The 14960-nt window shown below is 55.2% G+C and carries 13 protein-coding genes; 11 read left to right on the forward strand and 2 right to left on the reverse strand.

The window, feature by feature from the left end:
* Positions 1 to 45 precede the first annotated feature (45 nt).
* Both OCY70_RS17145 and OCY70_RS17150 read left to right on the forward strand, forming a co-directional pair.
* The gene (locus OCY70_RS17145) at positions 46 to 960 is read left to right on the forward strand and encodes an EamA family transporter (protein WP_213429357.1); all 915 of its coding nucleotides are present in this window, start codon (positions 46 to 48) and stop codon (positions 958 to 960) included.
* Between the two features lie 1211 nt (positions 961 to 2171).
* Complete coding sequence (locus OCY70_RS17150; protein ID WP_213429359.1) at positions 2172 to 2831, forward strand: topoisomerase II; 660 nt, start codon at positions 2172 to 2174, stop codon at positions 2829 to 2831.
* 16 nt (positions 2832 to 2847) lie between these two features.
* Here the strand turns inward: OCY70_RS17150 and OCY70_RS17155 are convergent.
* A protein-coding gene (locus OCY70_RS17155) for an IS5 family transposase (RefSeq protein WP_249725711.1) occupies positions 2848 to 3611 on the reverse strand; the annotation gives its coding sequence in 2 pieces (ribosomal slippage) (positions 2848 to 3275 and positions 3275 to 3611; 765 coding nt in all).
* Positions 3612 to 3902: 291 nt separating this feature from the next.
* Here OCY70_RS17155 and OCY70_RS17160 point away from each other — a divergent pair.
* Positions 3903 to 4142 (forward strand): hypothetical protein, encoded by a 240-nt coding sequence (locus OCY70_RS17160; RefSeq protein WP_213430170.1) that lies wholly within the window; start codon positions 3903 to 3905, stop codon positions 4140 to 4142.
* Entirely contained in the window at positions 4124 to 4375 is a 252-nt protein-coding gene (locus OCY70_RS17165; protein ID WP_213430169.1) for a hypothetical protein, read from the forward strand. Before OCY70_RS17160 ends, OCY70_RS17165 begins: the two co-directional genes overlap by 19 nt.
* A 50-nt stretch (positions 4376 to 4425) precedes the next feature.
* On the opposite strand, the gene OCY70_RS17170 is transcribed toward OCY70_RS17165, so the two are convergent.
* Entirely contained in the window at positions 4426 to 4689 is a 264-nt protein-coding gene (locus OCY70_RS17170) for a metal-sensitive transcriptional regulator (RefSeq protein WP_006675029.1), read from the reverse strand.
* A gap of 192 nt (positions 4690 to 4881) precedes the next feature.
* Between OCY70_RS17170 and OCY70_RS17175 the strand changes: the two genes are divergently transcribed.
* From OCY70_RS17175 to OCY70_RS17205, 7 genes are all read left to right on the forward strand, one after another.
* Positions 4882 to 6492, forward strand: a complete 1611-nt coding sequence (locus OCY70_RS17175) for a hypothetical protein (protein ID WP_213430168.1) — start codon at positions 4882 to 4884, stop codon at positions 6490 to 6492.
* Positions 6493 to 6573: 81 nt separating this feature from the next.
* Entirely contained in the window at positions 6574 to 7287 is a 714-nt protein-coding gene (locus OCY70_RS17180; protein ID WP_213430167.1) for a hypothetical protein, read from the forward strand.
* A gap of 67 nt (positions 7288 to 7354) precedes the next feature.
* A complete protein-coding gene (locus OCY70_RS17185; RefSeq protein ID WP_261944994.1) occupies positions 7355 to 8125 on the forward strand; it encodes a hypothetical protein in 771 nt (256 codons plus the stop codon).
* A gap of 130 nt (positions 8126 to 8255) precedes the next feature.
* Complete coding sequence (locus tag OCY70_RS17190; RefSeq protein WP_213430165.1) at positions 8256 to 9020, forward strand: hypothetical protein; 765 nt, start codon at positions 8256 to 8258, stop codon at positions 9018 to 9020.
* A gap of 1 nt (position 9021) precedes the next feature.
* Complete coding sequence (locus OCY70_RS17195; protein WP_197258991.1) at positions 9022 to 9174, forward strand: hypothetical protein; 153 nt, start codon at positions 9022 to 9024, stop codon at positions 9172 to 9174.
* 123 nt (positions 9175 to 9297) lie between these two features.
* The gene (locus OCY70_RS17200) at positions 9298 to 10617 is read left to right on the forward strand and encodes a phage tail tape measure protein (protein WP_213430164.1); all 1320 of its coding nucleotides are present in this window, start codon (positions 9298 to 9300) and stop codon (positions 10615 to 10617) included.
* Entirely contained in the window at positions 10578 to 14945 is a 4368-nt protein-coding gene (locus tag OCY70_RS17205; RefSeq protein ID WP_261944995.1) for a hypothetical protein, read from the forward strand. The genes OCY70_RS17200 and OCY70_RS17205 overlap by 40 nt, the downstream gene beginning before the upstream one ends.
* Positions 14946 to 14960: the final 15 nt, after the last annotated feature.

Genomic DNA, 14960 nt, shown 5'->3' on the forward strand with positions numbered 1-14960 from the left:
GCGTGGATTTACGGTTTTTTCAACAAGAAGGGAGCGTAATAGGATATGAAATTATTCCGTTATGCGCTGCTGGTCTTTATTGGCGCATGCAGCTATGGGACATTATCCTCGATTATGAAGCTTGGGATAAGAGAGGGATATACCGTGCCCCAGATTATCGGGAGCCAGTATTTCTTCGGCTGGCTGCTTCTGGCCGCCGCCGCGCTTCTGTTCTCCCGGCGCCGGGTCAGCGGGAAGCAGGTGCTGGTGCTGCTCGCATGCGGCTTGTCGGTGAGCTGCACCTCGATTTCCTACGGGATCGCGGTGGAGCAGCTGCCCGCTTCGATCGCCGTCGTGTTCCTGTTCCAATTTACATGGATCGGCGTCTTGCTGGAGGCGCTGATCAACCGGTCCTGGCCGGATCGGGCCAAGCTCCTCTCCGTCCTGATCCTGCTCATCGGCACGGTGCTGGCAGGGGGACTCGCCGACCACGGCTTGTCCGGCCTGACCGCGAAGGGCGCGATCTTTGGCCTCATCTCCGCCGTATCGTTCGCCTTCTACATTATGGTGAACGGGCGTGTCGCCACCGAGATGCCCATCTTGAACAAGAGCCTGTCGCTGACCACCGGAGCGGCGGCCAGCCTGTTCCTCGTATTCCCGCCGGCCTTCCTCGCCGATGGCGCGCTTGTGTCCGGCTTGTGGAAATACGGCCTCGTCATGGGGCTGCTGGGCGTGCTCGTTCCCGGCGTCTTCTTCGGCCTTGGCGTGCCGAAGATCGGCCCCGGCCTCGGCACGATTCTGGGCGCGGCTGAGCTGCCCGCCGCCGTCATCATGTCCGTCACCGTGCTGCAGGAGCAGGTCTCTTGGCTCCAATGGGCGGGGATCGCGTTGATCTTCGCGGGCATCTGCCTGCCGCAGCTCGCGTATGTGCGGCAGGAGCGGCATCGGCGCGCGCCGGCGCGGGCGAAGGCGAATCTGTAGCTGGCGAAGGTGCCGGCGCGGACGAATTTGCAGCCAGCGGCGGAGAATCCGCTGCTGGCGCGGGACAGGCCGGGAGCCGAGGGCTTCCGGTTTTTGTGCGCATAAGGGAACCTTATGTGTTTGGATGCGCCATGTTGAGGGCGCGGCTTTATGGTGCGCCGGGTGAGAGTAGGCGGGATTGCAGATGCAGCGGTAAGCTTGATGAAGGGAACGTGTCTGGAAGCAGCTTCCGTGCGTCGAGCGCTCGTCCAAGTCTTTGAAGTAGGTTTTGTGAGCCGGTTGATGGAGCGTGGGACTTGGGGTAGTTTATGTGAGCCGGATGATGGGTTATGGACCTTGTAGTAGCTTTGGCGAGCGGGCTAATGGAGCGTGGGACTTGGGGTAGTTTTGGTGAGTCGGCTGTTAGCGCGTGGACTTTGAAATAACTTCGGGATACTCAATAAGTTGCCTTGAACTAGCTTCAGTGTGCTGGATGCTGGTGAAGAACAGCGAATGTGCTCTTGAATGCCAAATGAGGGAGTAATACGGATAAGTCGCACGGCTGTAATTGTCTTTATGAATGCATCAATAAAAGCGCGAATCCTGCAAATTTACAGCATTTTATTGCTTTTTATAGCTATATATTGAAAAATTATTGCAAAACTACAGGAATTCTACTATTTAGCTGTAGTTGTGGCGATATTTAGTGAAATTGATGTATTTTTGCAGGATTTCTTGCCGTAAAAAGGGGTTGCTGGGAAAATCATGCACATATGCAGGATTGCTCTGCGGCAGCGGCAGGTTCAGGCTGGACAGGGGAAGCTGCCACTGCGCTGCGTGCCCAGTCCGCCCTTGGGCAGTTGCCGCATCAGGCTGATATCCGGCCTGCCCGGTTGGAAGCTGCGACTGCGCTGCATGCCCAGTCCGCCAGTAGGAGCGGCCCCCTGCGGCAGCGCGCCCGCCCCACAGCCGGCTCCAACCTGCAGCCGCGCGGAGCGGGCAGCCTGCACAGCCGCGGCCCCGCTATGCGGCTGAACGCCAAGTGCTCCTTCCTGCCACGCGCAGGAAGGAGCGCTTCATACCCGCCTATCGCCCGCGACTGCGGGTACTTTCGGCAGCGGAGGAAAATAAGGGTGACTATACAGGGAGAATGGTCCATAATAGAGAAATATGCGTATTCATTCTAATTCTTTAAATTTTCAAATATTATGAGATGAAAAGAGGAATGCGACTTGGCAGTCAACCCTTCTATGCGCATCGTATGCAGCGGCGGACATGTGTTTATGGGGCGGACCCGCACTTTTTTTATGATTATTCTCATCTGGGCCAGGGGGAATGAGATGTCCTTCGGCAGCCCGGCCGGCTGGGGAGCGGGGGAGCCGCTGGAGTTGACCGTCATCCCGCATCGGTCGGTCACTGTGCGCGAAGTCTATGGCTTCCCGGCCGTGCCCGGGGCGGAGCAGGTGACGGTGCCGTTGGGAGCATGGGAAGCGGACGGCTTCCGGCTGGTCGTGCTGAAATGCGAAAAGGAAGAAAGCGGGGATTTATCGGGAATGCAGCTGGCAGCCCATTGCGAGCTCTCTGTTCCCGCTGGCGGCCTGGTGTTGGAGCGGCAGGGAGTATATCTGAATGTGGATGACCTGCCGCGGATTGACGAGGAGGCGGATCAGCTTGCCGCGAGAAGGGAGCAATGGTTCCGGGAGCTCCCGGAATTCAACTTCATTCTGGAGCCGCTCCGCGAGGGCAATCCGGCCAGCGCCTACTGGACCATTCAGCGGCAGCTGGACGAGATTGTGCTGGAGGCGGTGCAGGCCCATGACGAGCTGCGGGATCTGTACCTGGAAATGTATGAGCATATTAGCCAGGTGGTAGAATCATCGCTGCATGCCTAGGGCGTGTATGCAAACCTTAAGCCAACCAGATCATGGAAGAGGCCAGCTTTAAGAAGGCAACAAAAGTACAGGCCAATTTATCGTACCGAGTTGCCAGCCGACGATTATGTTTGAGTTTGTTGAACAGGCATTCGACCAGATGACGCTCTTTATACAACCACCAGTCGGTTGTACGTTGGATCGTGCGATTCTTCTTACTGGGAATGACGGAATGGGCCAGTTTCTCTTCCAAAAGCGCAATGATTTTATCGGTATCGTATCCGCGATCCGCCAAAACATGTTTACCTTGTATGTCTTGGGTTTGCAGGATCTCATAACCCGTTACACAATCATTGATGTTGCCTGCGGTTACTTCGAAGCGTAGCGGATTGCCAAGGCCGTCTACAACGGCATGAATCTTGCTGGTTAAGCCTCCGCGTGATCGTCCGATGGCTTGGAATTGCTGCCCCCTTTTGCCCCCGCGCCGTGTTGGTGAACACGAACGATGGAAGCATCGAGCATAACACTTTCGTCATCGGGATTGGCAGCCAGAACCTCTAGCATTCGATCAAAGATGCCTGCTTTCTCCCAGCGGCGGAAACGACTGTAGACACTGCTCCAGGAGCCATAATGCTCTGGCAAGTCTCGCCAAGGCGCACCAGAACGAATCACCCAAAGCATGGCATTGAACATTTTTCGGTTATCGATTGCCGGACGTCCACCCTGTGGTTTCCGTTCCGGTGGCAAGAGGTCTTTGAGTCGTTCCCATTGGTCATCTCGTATCTCATATCGTCTTCTCATAGGATAAGTTTACCAGATATTTGGCTATTTCGATAGTTTGCGTACACGCCCTAGGAACTACGCTTTAATTCCAGGCGGAGCTTCCGGAACGTTAACAAAAATGTAACACAAAAAGGCCATAGCGGCGCTGGTTCGGGCTTGCTGGACGAGGGGAAAAGGAGATAACATAGGCGGTAAGAGAGAGCAAGAACGGAAGCAGGCAACGCATTTCCAACTTATCGTTCAGCGGGCAGAGGGTGATAAGCGGATGGAATATGTATGCTACCGGCGGCGGGGGGCCGCGGTTAGCTGTTGGTGTCGATGCTGGGCCTGGCCGGGGCGGCCGGGTTAATCTATGGGGCTGTGTTCGGTTCTCTCTCCTTGTCCGTGCGGATCGCCGCCTGGGCTGCGGCTCTCACCGGAATCGGATTTTTCGGCAGCAATCTCGTTCTCTCGTTCCTGGCGCTCTCCGGCCGCGCAATGTTCTGTTCCATTATGACGAGTCCGCCGTCTGGAGTGATGGCGATCGGCCTATGCCATGGGCGCAGGTGAAGGAGATTACGGCCGAAGGCGCGCGAGTCGGCATCTTGTTCAAGCCGGAATTCGCGAAGTTCCTGCTGCGGATTGAGGATGGTTCGCAGATCGAGATTCGCACCTATAACGCGATGACCGAGCGGGAGATGAAGGAATGGGCGCGGCGCATGCGGGAACGGAAGCAAGCCCATGACACGGCCGCGAGCGGCCACAGTCTCCGGCCGGACGCGCCCCCGGTTCAATGCACGTAAAGCGATTCGGCGCAAGAAGAAAGGGAGCGGCAGCGATGCCCTCCCTTTCGTTATCTGCTCTTGACCAGCAGTTCTACCGCTTCCTTCACGATCTTCCCCGTGTCTCCGCCGGAAGCCTGCTCCTCCAGCAGGCAGTGCTGCAAATTATCGGCCACGATCTGGGCCAACGCCTTGTCCGACGCGTTCCGCACAGCCGACAACTGACTTACGACCTCCTTGCACGGTTTTCCCTCTTCCATCAGGCGCAGCACTCCGCGCACTTGCCCTTCAATCCGCTTCAGCCGTTTTTTCACGTCATCCGAGTAATGATTCATACGATTTCCCTCCTTTCTGCTCACACACATACGCGTATAGGTATAGTATACCCGAAATCCGACAAAAAGCGTTATAAGGTTACTAAAAATAACGTTAAATATTTCTGTTAAATAATAATAACAAATCTATCGTTCCCGTTTAAGTTCGATCCCGAAAACAGCTTTACGATAGAAAGAAAGGGGTTGAGAGCGATGGAACTACAGAATTTGAAATGGTTGCTGGAAGAATATCGCCGCGGCAACAAGGCGGTGCTCAATGGAATTGTATCCGAACGCAATCGCGTCATACGGTTCGAGCTGGAGGATGTGCAGGAGGTGCTGCAAGCGATAAGGCAGCAACACCCCGGTATGGAGCGCGATGAGATCGATATCCGCTTTATGGAATACTTGCTGCTGTTCCTGGACAAGCAGGCCGCGCGGGCGGTAGCAGAAGAGGAGGCGCATCCGGATCAATTCCAGTGCTGGATGGATGCCCAATTCCGGCAGGATGAACCCGCACTTCGTCAAGAGCGCGATCTCGCGTTCATCGTGGCCGAATATCAGGCGGGAAGCAAGGAGTCGGCGCTGAAGCGGATTTTTGTCCAACACATCATACGTCAAAAACAAGGGGTGCAGGTCAGGCTGGACATCAAGCATAGCGTGGTGCGCAAGATGTACCATTCGATTCAACGCAAGTATATCAACTATTTCGGAGCCGATGAGATCAAAGGATATTTCGTAGAATGCGTGATCGAATTTCTCCAAAATGACAGGAACCTGCTGTTTACGGAATCCCAGCTGCGGGCCCGGCTCTATCATCATGTGAAGTACTCGTTGGAGCGGTTCACGGAGAAGAGCTTCGGCAAGATCATTCCGGGCAATGAGCAGGAGCCGGATCGCCGGGAACGGAGCTTCGAGGATGGAGCGGCGGCGAGGAACGGCAAGGATCTGGAAGACCAGGCGTACTCTCCTTACGATACGTACGCTTTCGCAAGATTTCAGCAAATCCGGGGAGAGAGCAGCTTCGCCAAATTTTTGCGGGAAATCGAGATTGAGGCGCTGCTGACGGAGAAGCAGCTGAGGGTGTATCCCTACATTTTGATCAAAAGCAATATCGAATATAAATCTGCGGGTGCGGATCGGGGCCGAAGCTTCGAGCGGCAGGACAAGCTGCCGTACAAGCAAATCGCGGCGGAGCTCTACAGCGTGTACCAATGGCGCATCTCGGCGGAGATGGTGCGCAAATACGAGCTCGCGATTAAAGAAACGATACGCAAGGCGTATTTGAAATGGAAGGAATACCGCTTCGTCAAGCGAGTTCCTTTGCCGCAAAAAATCAATGAATATATGACCGTGTACCACAGCATCGGCGAGGAGACGAAAGCATATCCGCTGCTGTTCCAGATCTTCGTCAATTGGTTGAAGGATAATCTGGACGAGGATGACGAGGAGATTGACTTTTTCAAGCGGGATTACAGCTTCGATGATTCTCCCTATGAGTGGGTTGTCGAAAATTGGTTGAACCAGCGGTACGGATCGTTGAATCGGCTGCTGCAGCAGAAGCTGGCGACATATTGGGAGCAGGTGGCCGAGATCGTGCATCATGACGCTCCGCTCTCGATTCTGACGGCGCAGCAGAAAAAGCGAATCATGGAGCGGGTCGGGACGATTTTCAGGCAGTATCTCAAGGAGAACCAGCATCATGTCAATCAATTGATCAAATATTCCTGCATCTATAAGAAGGATGCACAAAAAACGGGCAAAACAGGTTTGAATTCGGACACTAGCTATAGTACAGGGGATCATCGCCGGACCTTGGCATAACAAGGCAACCGGACTGGAGCGGCCGCCCCCCCGACCATTTCCCCGAAGCATGGGGATAGAGAGGAGTGCAGATATGACACGATGACAGAACGGCTGCGTTGTTTTCTCGGGAAGCCGATTGCGGCCGGCAAGGTGAGCGTCTATTCGCCCACGGTCGATCAGATCGGCGAGATAGGCGAGCCGCTGTATAATTTGTATCTTTTGCTGGCGACCTTCGACAAGGAGGAGGTTGTGAAGCGGCTATTCTCGGTAGACGATGACAATTGGGCGCAGCTCGAAGCGGAGGATGATTTCCTGCTGCTCTGCTCGATACCGGCGCTTCAGGTTAGTATTTGCGATGCGCTGCGTTTTTTTACGAGAAGGGAGTTCGCCTATGATGAGGACGATCAAGCCTTCGTGAGCGACGTGGCGGTGATCGATCGGCATAATTACCGGGACATCGTTCACGCCGTGAAGCTGGTGAACGGCATTGCGGCTGCGGAGACGCCGCCGGTCCGCTTCAAGAACGAGAAGGCAAAAGAGCTGTACGCCAAGCTTCAGCATTTCAAGGCAAAGCACGCCCGGGATAACGACAATACGCTTCATTTGAAGGATATTTTGTCCATTCTCTGCCATGCGGAGGGCAATGGCATCCATATTTTTAATGTGGGTGAATTGACGATTTATCAGGTGTATGAGCATTTTGAGCGCTTGAATGTGCGCGAGCGCCATACCCGATTGCTGAAGGTATGGGCGAATGGATATTTGGGCCGCGATGAATCGCTGCCTGAATGGATGACAAGAAGCAAATTGTAAAAGCAAATTGTAAATCAGAACAAGCATGGAAGAAGCACGGGCTTCAACCACGAGGAGGAAACGATTTATGGAACAAGGACGTTACGGATCTAGAGCGATTTTGAATACGCAGGTTATCGACTATGCGACCAATGAACCGATTATGTATATGGATTATGCCACATCGGCCACCAATGAATGGACGGCGGAGACGGTCTATGCCCGCGGCGGCAACGGCAACCCGAAGCGCATCGCGTGGAATGGGGAAAAGGGAGCGACGTTGACCATCGAGACGCAAATCTTTACGATGGAGCATCTTGCGCTCCTGGCGGGGGAAGAGATTGTGACTGGCCCGCAGACCATTTATAAGCGGGAAGTGCTGACCGTGCAGGAGGATGGCGCCGGCGGCACAAAAGTGAAGCTGAGCAAAGCTCCGCAGGGCGGCAGCACGGCCGTGTCGGTATTTGCCTTCACCAATGGCGTCAAAGGGGCGGCGCAAGAAGTGAAAACCGTCACCGGCAGCGAAATCGCCTTGTCGGACAAAGCGACCGTAGCGGCAGGCGAGGAGGTCGAAGTCTACTACCAATTCCAGTCGGCTTCCGCGAACAAGCTCTCCTTCACGGCCAAGGGCTTCCCGAAATACGTGAAGATTGTGGGCGATACGCTCTATGCGGATGAAGCGGCGGGCGAGATGGTGCCGATGCAGATGACGTATTACAAGGCGAAGCTGCAGCCGAACTTCACCTTGGCGATGAGCCCGACAGGCGATCCGAGCTCGCTTACGCTGACCTTCGACATCTTCCCGGTGAAGGTAAATGGAACGGATACGTTGGCGGACATGATCATTTACGAGGAATAATCGATTGTAATTTTGCAGGGGAGTGGCGGCACTCCCCTTTTTCATTGGAGAATGCTTGGATTGAGAAACTCTGGCCGGAGTCAGAGTTTTTGATATCAATTATTCTACCAGAGATAAGGAGAGAAGCGATATGAGCGCGATGAAAAATTTAGCAATCAAGCAAGTGAAAAAAGAGATGAAGGACCGGTACAAGGAGAAGAAGCGGGTTGAATTCGGGGAAAATCGGAAGCTGGACATCGATCTGCGGTTTCGTCCATCTGTTAAAAACGACGTGAAGAAGGAGCTTATCCGCGTCTTGACGGAGGCGCTGGAGCAGAATAAGCCGCTGGATGCGGGCATGCTGCTCGGGCTGCAGACGATGCTCGCGATCAAGCACTTCACGACGATCGTAACGGATGCCGCGACCCTCGACGATTATATGGAAATGCTCCATGCGCTGCATGACGGCGGCTACACCGAGCGCATCCTCGAAGCCTTCGACCGGGACGAACTGGCCGCGCTGTACACTGAGCTGAATGACGCGCTGCAGTTGTTCAACCGGGCGATGGAAGCGGAGCTGGCCAAGGCGAAAGAGGCGGACGCCGCCGACGAGGCGGGCAAGCCAGTCAAGGCTGTCAAGGCAACCGGTAAGACGGGCGCGGCAGGAAAGGACGATAAGAGAGGTAAGACAAAGACAGGTAAGGCAGAGAAGACAGATAGGACAGGGAAGACGGATAAGGCAATCGATATGGAAATCGCGGAAGAGAAGGGAAGCAAGCGCAGCAAGTCACGCAGCGCAGATCAGGCAGGCAAGGAGACCGCGGCAAGCACAGGAGACTCTGGGCCGGATGCGGCATCCCCGTTAACGCGGTCATCCTCCCGGGCATCGGCACGCGGAGCAAAGGGGGAGCAATAAGATGGCCAAGTATGAATTATCGGATCATATGGTGAAAAATTTGCTGCAGTTTTTGAACCGGACGCCAGTGGAGGGCTTCGCCGAGCAGGATGCGATGTACGAGATTCGGTATGTGCTGGCGAAGCCCCTTGAGGAAGACGAGCCCAAGAAATAAGGCGGAGGGAACCGAGCGTGAAGCGGGACAAGACGGAGAGCGAATCTCCGGTAAGGAAAAGGTGCGCAAAGGAGCGGGGCGAACCGCTCTTTTTGGCATGGACGGAAAGGAGTGGGGAAGAGAGTGAATGATGTAACGTTGCGGCTGTCGGCGTCGATCGAAATGAGGAGCTCGACCAAGGCGATCAATCAAGCGATTCGGGCGCTCGAAAAGAGCCCGTCGCTCCAAACGCTTCAACTGCGAGCCGCCATCGATCCCGTCATGATCCGATCGCTCAAGGAGTGCAGCACGGCTATCGTGAAGCAGAACGAGGCGGTCAAGGATGCGATCGACAGCTATAAAAAGCTAGGCAATCAGATCGAGGAGGCCAATCAAAAAGCGGCCAAGGGCAAGATCGGGGCTGTAGAACCGGCTGCCGCTCAGCCTGAATCGGGGGCATCAGAGCAGAAAAGCTTCGGCAACTATCTGAAGGATGCGAAACAATCTGTGCTTCAGAATGTAGCGAAACAACTGGTCAATGCCCCGATCGAAGGGGCACGGCAGGCGGTGCAGACCGTTATCGAGATCGATTCCAAAATGGCCGCTCTTCGGCGGGAAATGGACGCGGATACCAACTTCGACCGAATGCAGGACCGTTCCGTCACGCTGGCCGGCGAATTGGGCCGATCAATGAATGATGTTCTCGATACGATGCACGGCCTGGCCCGTTCGGGTTGGAATGAACAGCAGGTCATGGCGCAGACGGAGACCGTGCAATTGGCCCGGAATATTTCGGGCTTAAGCGGAGATGAAGCGATCGCGGCGCTTACCGCCGCCATGTCCGCCTTCCAGATCGAGGCGGGCCGAAGCATGACGATCCTCGATTCGCTCAAGGCGGTCGATCAAGCCTACACCGTCTCGACGCGGGACTTAGCGCTCTCCTTGACCGAAGCCGGCGCAGCGGCGCGATCCTATGGCGTCAGCATGGAAGAGCTGATCGGGCATACTGCCGCTATCGGCAGCATCACGCAGGAATCGGGCGCTGTCATCGGCAGCAGCCTGGAAGCGATAGATGAGAGCCTTATGAAGGCCGCTTTCTCGGCCGCCGCGCTGCAGGAGGCGGGGGTGTCGCTGCAGGATACGTCGGGGGCGTTGAAATCGGCTTCGAGCATTGTGGAGGAGCTGGCCGGCAAATGGAATCAGCTCTCGGAAGGGACGCAGCGCTATATCGCGCAGACGATCGCCGGCAAGGATCATATGCAGCGCTTCATGGCTTTGATGGCGAATTATCGGAAGGTGCTGGATGCGGCGAACGCGGCGCTCTATTCCGAAGGCGCGGCGATGAGGGACAATGAGACGCATATGCAGTCGCTGGAGGCCCAGCTCTCGAATATGCGAACCGCATGCAGGAGCTGTCGCTCACGATGGGCGAGGCTTTCATTAGCGATTCGCTTATCGCGCTGATCAGCGCCGCGACAGCGTTGGGACAGGCGTTCGTCTGGCTCGCGGAGCGAATTGGTTCGCTACCGCTTCTGCTCGGGACAGTGACAGAAACGGTACAGCTGAACCGGGCGGCGATAGAATCTTACATCTCGAGCAGTGTCCAGACGGTGTCCAGTCTTCTCGCGCTCGCTCCGGCGGCTGGCACGGCGGGTAACGGACTGAGAGGACTGGCTGCTGCCACGAAAATGTTGGGCACGGCCTTTAAAGGCCTGATGATCAGCACAGGGATAGGAGCCTTGATTTCACTTATCTCTTGGGGCGTATCCGAACTGATTGGGCTGTTCAACGGCACGGAACAGGGCGCGGAGGAGGCCAGAAAATCCATCGTGCGAATGAATGAATCCGTCGCGCAGGTTGATCATCTGAAGACGCTGGCCGCCGAGTATGAACGCTTAGCCGCAAGCGAAGAGCAAACGATCGAGACGAAGACGCGTCTCACTCAGATCGAGAGTACGCTGAAGTCCCAGTTCGGCATCAGCGTGAAGTCGTTGGAAGGGAGTGCCAACGCGTACGAGCAGAACAATGAGCTGATTCGGCAGCGGATCGCGTTTCTCCAGGAAGAGATCCGGATCGAGCGGGAGAAGGCCCAACTGGAATACGAAAGCCAGAAATCGAAAATCGATCGCAAAATCGGGAAGACGGCAACGGAAAGGGAAAAGGCGGAGCAGGAGTATAACGAAAAATCGAAAAAGTTTGCGGAGTTCCAGAAAAACAGAGATAACAAAAAGCTAATAAGCAATGAGAATGAGTACTATACCAAAAATTTTTTCCCCGCCACTCTCGATCCGAATAATTTGTCTCACACGCTATGGATTGAGATGATGGGGGAAGAGCTCGCCAAGGAAGTAAAGAAAGCGCGCGAGAAATGGGAAGCCTCCAACACCGAATTCACGGAAGCGGTCAGCACGGCGGAGAACGCGATCAAAGGACGGCTCCAGTCCTATGTCGACGCCTTCGAATCCAAAGGAGAGGAACTGAATGAGCATACGCGCTTCTTGACCGATGTGCTGGCCTCCTGGGCCGCCGCCAATCGTGTGGAGATTAGCGAAAGTGAGTTCGCCGCGATCTTTCAAGCCTTCCAGAAAGCCGACATTCAGCAGGTCGAAGACGTTGTCGACTTATTCGCAAAGCTGCCCGGGAACATCCAAATCGCCGGAAGCTCTTTGACGGATTTGAACCAACAGTTCAACAAAATGAAGTTCGGCGCCGGCGGCGCGGCCGACGGTTTGGACGGCCTGGCTTCTTCTTTGCAGAAGAGCAAGCAGGGGGGCGACGAGCTTCGCAACCGGATCAAGAGCACGCAGGATGAGCTTAAATCGTTCAATCAGATTTTGGCCGATCTGGAGGCGGGCCAATCGATGTCTACCGAGGCAATGCAGGATCTGATGGCCGAATATCCGGAGCTGCAAAAGCATATCAACAAGGCGGCCGACGGCTGGAGGCTAGAGGAAAAAGGCATTCAAAAATTACGGGAAGAAAAGCTGAAGAAGGCGAAGGAAGATCTGGAGAGCGAAAAACGTTCGACGCTGGCGGCTTATTTCCAATCGAAGAGCCGGATTCGCATCTACGGCGTCGAGATGGGCAGCATTCAGGATCTGGCTGATGCCAAAAAGAGAATCGGAGAAGCCGAAGAGAACCGGGAGAAATCGAAGCAGTTCACAAACTTGGTTTCGAGTATCATCCCTAGCTCGAAGGGATTCTTCGATAAGGTACAACAGCAGGAAGACGAGAAGCTGAAGGAGGCAGCACAGCAGGTTAAAGATACGGAAGAATTTTACAAAAAATATGAAGCGATGCTCGATGACGCCTACTACGGAGTCAGCCGCAAAGGAACGTCCTCCGCTTCTTCCGGCAAGAAGGATTCCTACCAGCCGAGCTTGCGGTTCAACCAATTCGAGGAAGCGATTCAGCGGGTCAATGCGTCCCTGGAGAAAAATCAGCAGCAAATGGAAGAGGCGATGGCGTCCGGGCGCAAGTACGACAAGCTGCTGAAGAACCGGATCGGTCTGTACAATGACATGGGGGAGGCGCTGCGGAAGCTGCGGCAATCGCAGTCATCGCGCCACTCGGAGCTGGCATCCCTGCTCGGATCAGCCGGGCTGGTCAAGAATGGCGAAGTCGTCGGGGATGTCCGTGCACGGCTCGAGTCGATAGGCAAGCGCGGGAGCAAGACGGGCTATTCGGCTGCGGACTATGAGAAGTTCGTCGAAGAATATATGGAGCTGACCCGCAATATCGGCGACACCGACCTCAAAATCGATCAGAACGTCATCCAACTGGCCGATGCCTATAAGCGCCGCTTCGAGAGCCTGCAGCAGCCGAGCGAGAAGAAGAGGGAGAAGCTGAGGCATCAACTGGCGCTGCTTGGCGATATCAATACCGCCGAAGAGAAGCGGCTTGCCGCACAGAATGCGGCCGAGAACATGAACGCGCTGGTGACGGAAGGCAAGCGCATCCGCGGAGAGATCGATGATACGGAGCAGCTTATCCGGAACAGCAAGACGCCGCCGGAGCAGAGACGGGCCGCCGCGATCTATCTGGAATGGCTGCGGGACAATGATCGGAGCAAGCAAGAGGAGATCGTGGCCGAAGCCGAGCATGCCGGTCAACAGCAGGCCGAAGCCTTGATTGCCGGGTACAAGGAGCGAATCGGCGAGCTCGAATTCGAGCAAAGCCTGCTTGGCAGCCTGGACACCGAGGAGAAACAGCGCAGAGCCAAAGAAATCGACGCTCAAATCATCTCCATATACGAAGAGTCGGGCCGGACTATCGAATCCCAGATAGCTGAATTGACGCGCAAGGCAGCTAATGCGGACTCGTTGGCCGAGAAGCGCCGGGCCGAGTCGAAGAAGGAAGCGCTGCAGGACTACCAGCGCACCGTACTGAAGCAAATCGCGGATAATCAGGCGGCGGAACAAAAAGCAAGGCTGGATAATGCGAACAAGCTGCTCGACAACCTGAAAAAAGTGCTGCAGCGGGAAAAAGAACTGCGCACCCAGGCAATCGAGGAAGAGATTCGGACGGAAAACAAGCGCCACGACGAGAAGATGAAGCATCTGGACGCGGAGCTCAAGAAGATCGAGGAGCATATCAATGCCCAGCTCAAGGGGCTGGACCGCGCCAATGCGGAGGAGGATTACGATTCGCAGCTCCGCAAGCTGATGAAGGAGCGGCAGGATATCCAGGATCGGCTCAACGTGTTGGCCTTGGACGACTCCTTCGAAGCGAAGGCGAAGAAGAAGCAGCTTCAGGAGCAGCTCGAGTCCAAAGATGAGGAGATTGACAAATTCAAGCTGGATCGAGAGCGGGAGCTGCGCAAACAGGCCCTCACCGATCAGTTGGAAGACCGGCGCAAAATCATCGAGAACGAAAAAGAGCTCGAGGACAATCAGCACCGCAATCAATTAGATAAGCTGGATGAAGCGAAGAGCAAAATCGAGCAGCATTATAGGGGGGTTTTGGAGGATGAAAAGTACTTCTATAACTTGAAGCAGCAGATGCTCAGCAATGATAAGACTGTTGTCTTCAACGCATTGGACGAAATCAAAGGCAAGTATGGCGTGTTCTTCGAGGAACTGGCCAAGGCTAGCGAACGGCTTGGCCAGACGATCGCCGACAACATCAAGTATGGCTTCGAGCAGGATTATGACGAGCTGGAGCAGTACGGGAAGAGCTTAGTCCCGTCGATTTCAGGTACGGTCAAACAGCCTGGAACGTCCTCGGGAACCATGCTTCCGGGAGCATCCTCGGAACAGGACGAGCGGGCCAAGTATTGGGACAAATATTTGGCCAATAAGAAGCAGGCCGAGGACTACGCCCGCCGGATTAAGGAATTGTCCAGGACCAACCCGAAGTCCCCTGAGATTGCCCGGCTGAGGGTGGAGATGGACCGGTTGCGAAAAATCAACGACGGTTACCGCGAAACCTATCATTTCGAGGATGGATCGTATGACCAGCTCAAAAACAAAAAGCCCTTCTCCGCCGAATCCGGCGGCATGACTCCGGCGTGGGGCGGCAAGCAGGGCAAATTCCTGCTCGCCCACGAAAAAGAGCTGATCCTGAACAAAGCCGATTCGTTCAATCTGCTGAAGGTGGTCGATACCACCAGAAACATTATCGATTCCATCAAAAGGCTGTTCGCTTCCGTTCCCGCGCTTCAGCCTGCCATGGCGGGAGCGCCGACCCAGAACTTCCATATTTCCATTACGTGGAACTTCGCTCAGAAGGATGGGGACGATATCGCGAAATCGCTCGACACGGCGCTGCGGGCCCGGGGGCATCGATTATAGGAAGGCAGGTGAATG

It is taken from the genome of Paenibacillus melissococcoides (genome assembly GCA_944800085.1).
Classification (GTDB): Bacteria; Bacillota; Bacilli; order Paenibacillales; family Paenibacillaceae; genus Paenibacillus_B; species Paenibacillus_B melissococcoides.

Bases quoted from the DNA above. Each gene is read 5' to 3' on its own strand.
- OCY70_RS17170 (WP_006675029.1), bottom strand. From the start codon at position 4,689: ATGAATCATTACTCGGATGACGTGAAAAAACGGCTGAAGCGGATTGAA.
- OCY70_RS17180 (WP_213430167.1), top strand. From the start codon at position 6,574: ATGACAGAACGGCTGCGTTGTTTTCTCGGGAAGCCGATTGCGGCCGGC.
- OCY70_RS17195 (WP_197258991.1), top strand. From the start codon at position 9,022: ATGGCCAAGTATGAATTATCGGATCATATGGTGAAAAATTTGCTGCAG.
- OCY70_RS17190 (WP_213430165.1), top strand. From the start codon at position 8,256: ATGAGCGCGATGAAAAATTTAGCAATCAAGCAAGTGAAAAAAGAGATG.
- OCY70_RS17165 (WP_213430169.1), top strand. From the start codon at position 4,124: ATGCCATGGGCGCAGGTGAAGGAGATTACGGCCGAAGGCGCGCGAGTC.
- OCY70_RS17175 (WP_213430168.1), top strand. From the start codon at position 4,882: ATGGAACTACAGAATTTGAAATGGTTGCTGGAAGAATATCGCCGCGGC.
- OCY70_RS17185 (WP_261944994.1), top strand. From the start codon at position 7,355: ATGGAACAAGGACGTTACGGATCTAGAGCGATTTTGAATACGCAGGTT.
- OCY70_RS17145 (WP_213429357.1), top strand. From the start codon at position 46: ATGAAATTATTCCGTTATGCGCTGCTGGTCTTTATTGGCGCATGCAGC.
- OCY70_RS17205 (WP_261944995.1), top strand. From the start codon at position 10,578: ATGGGCGAGGCTTTCATTAGCGATTCGCTTATCGCGCTGATCAGCGCC.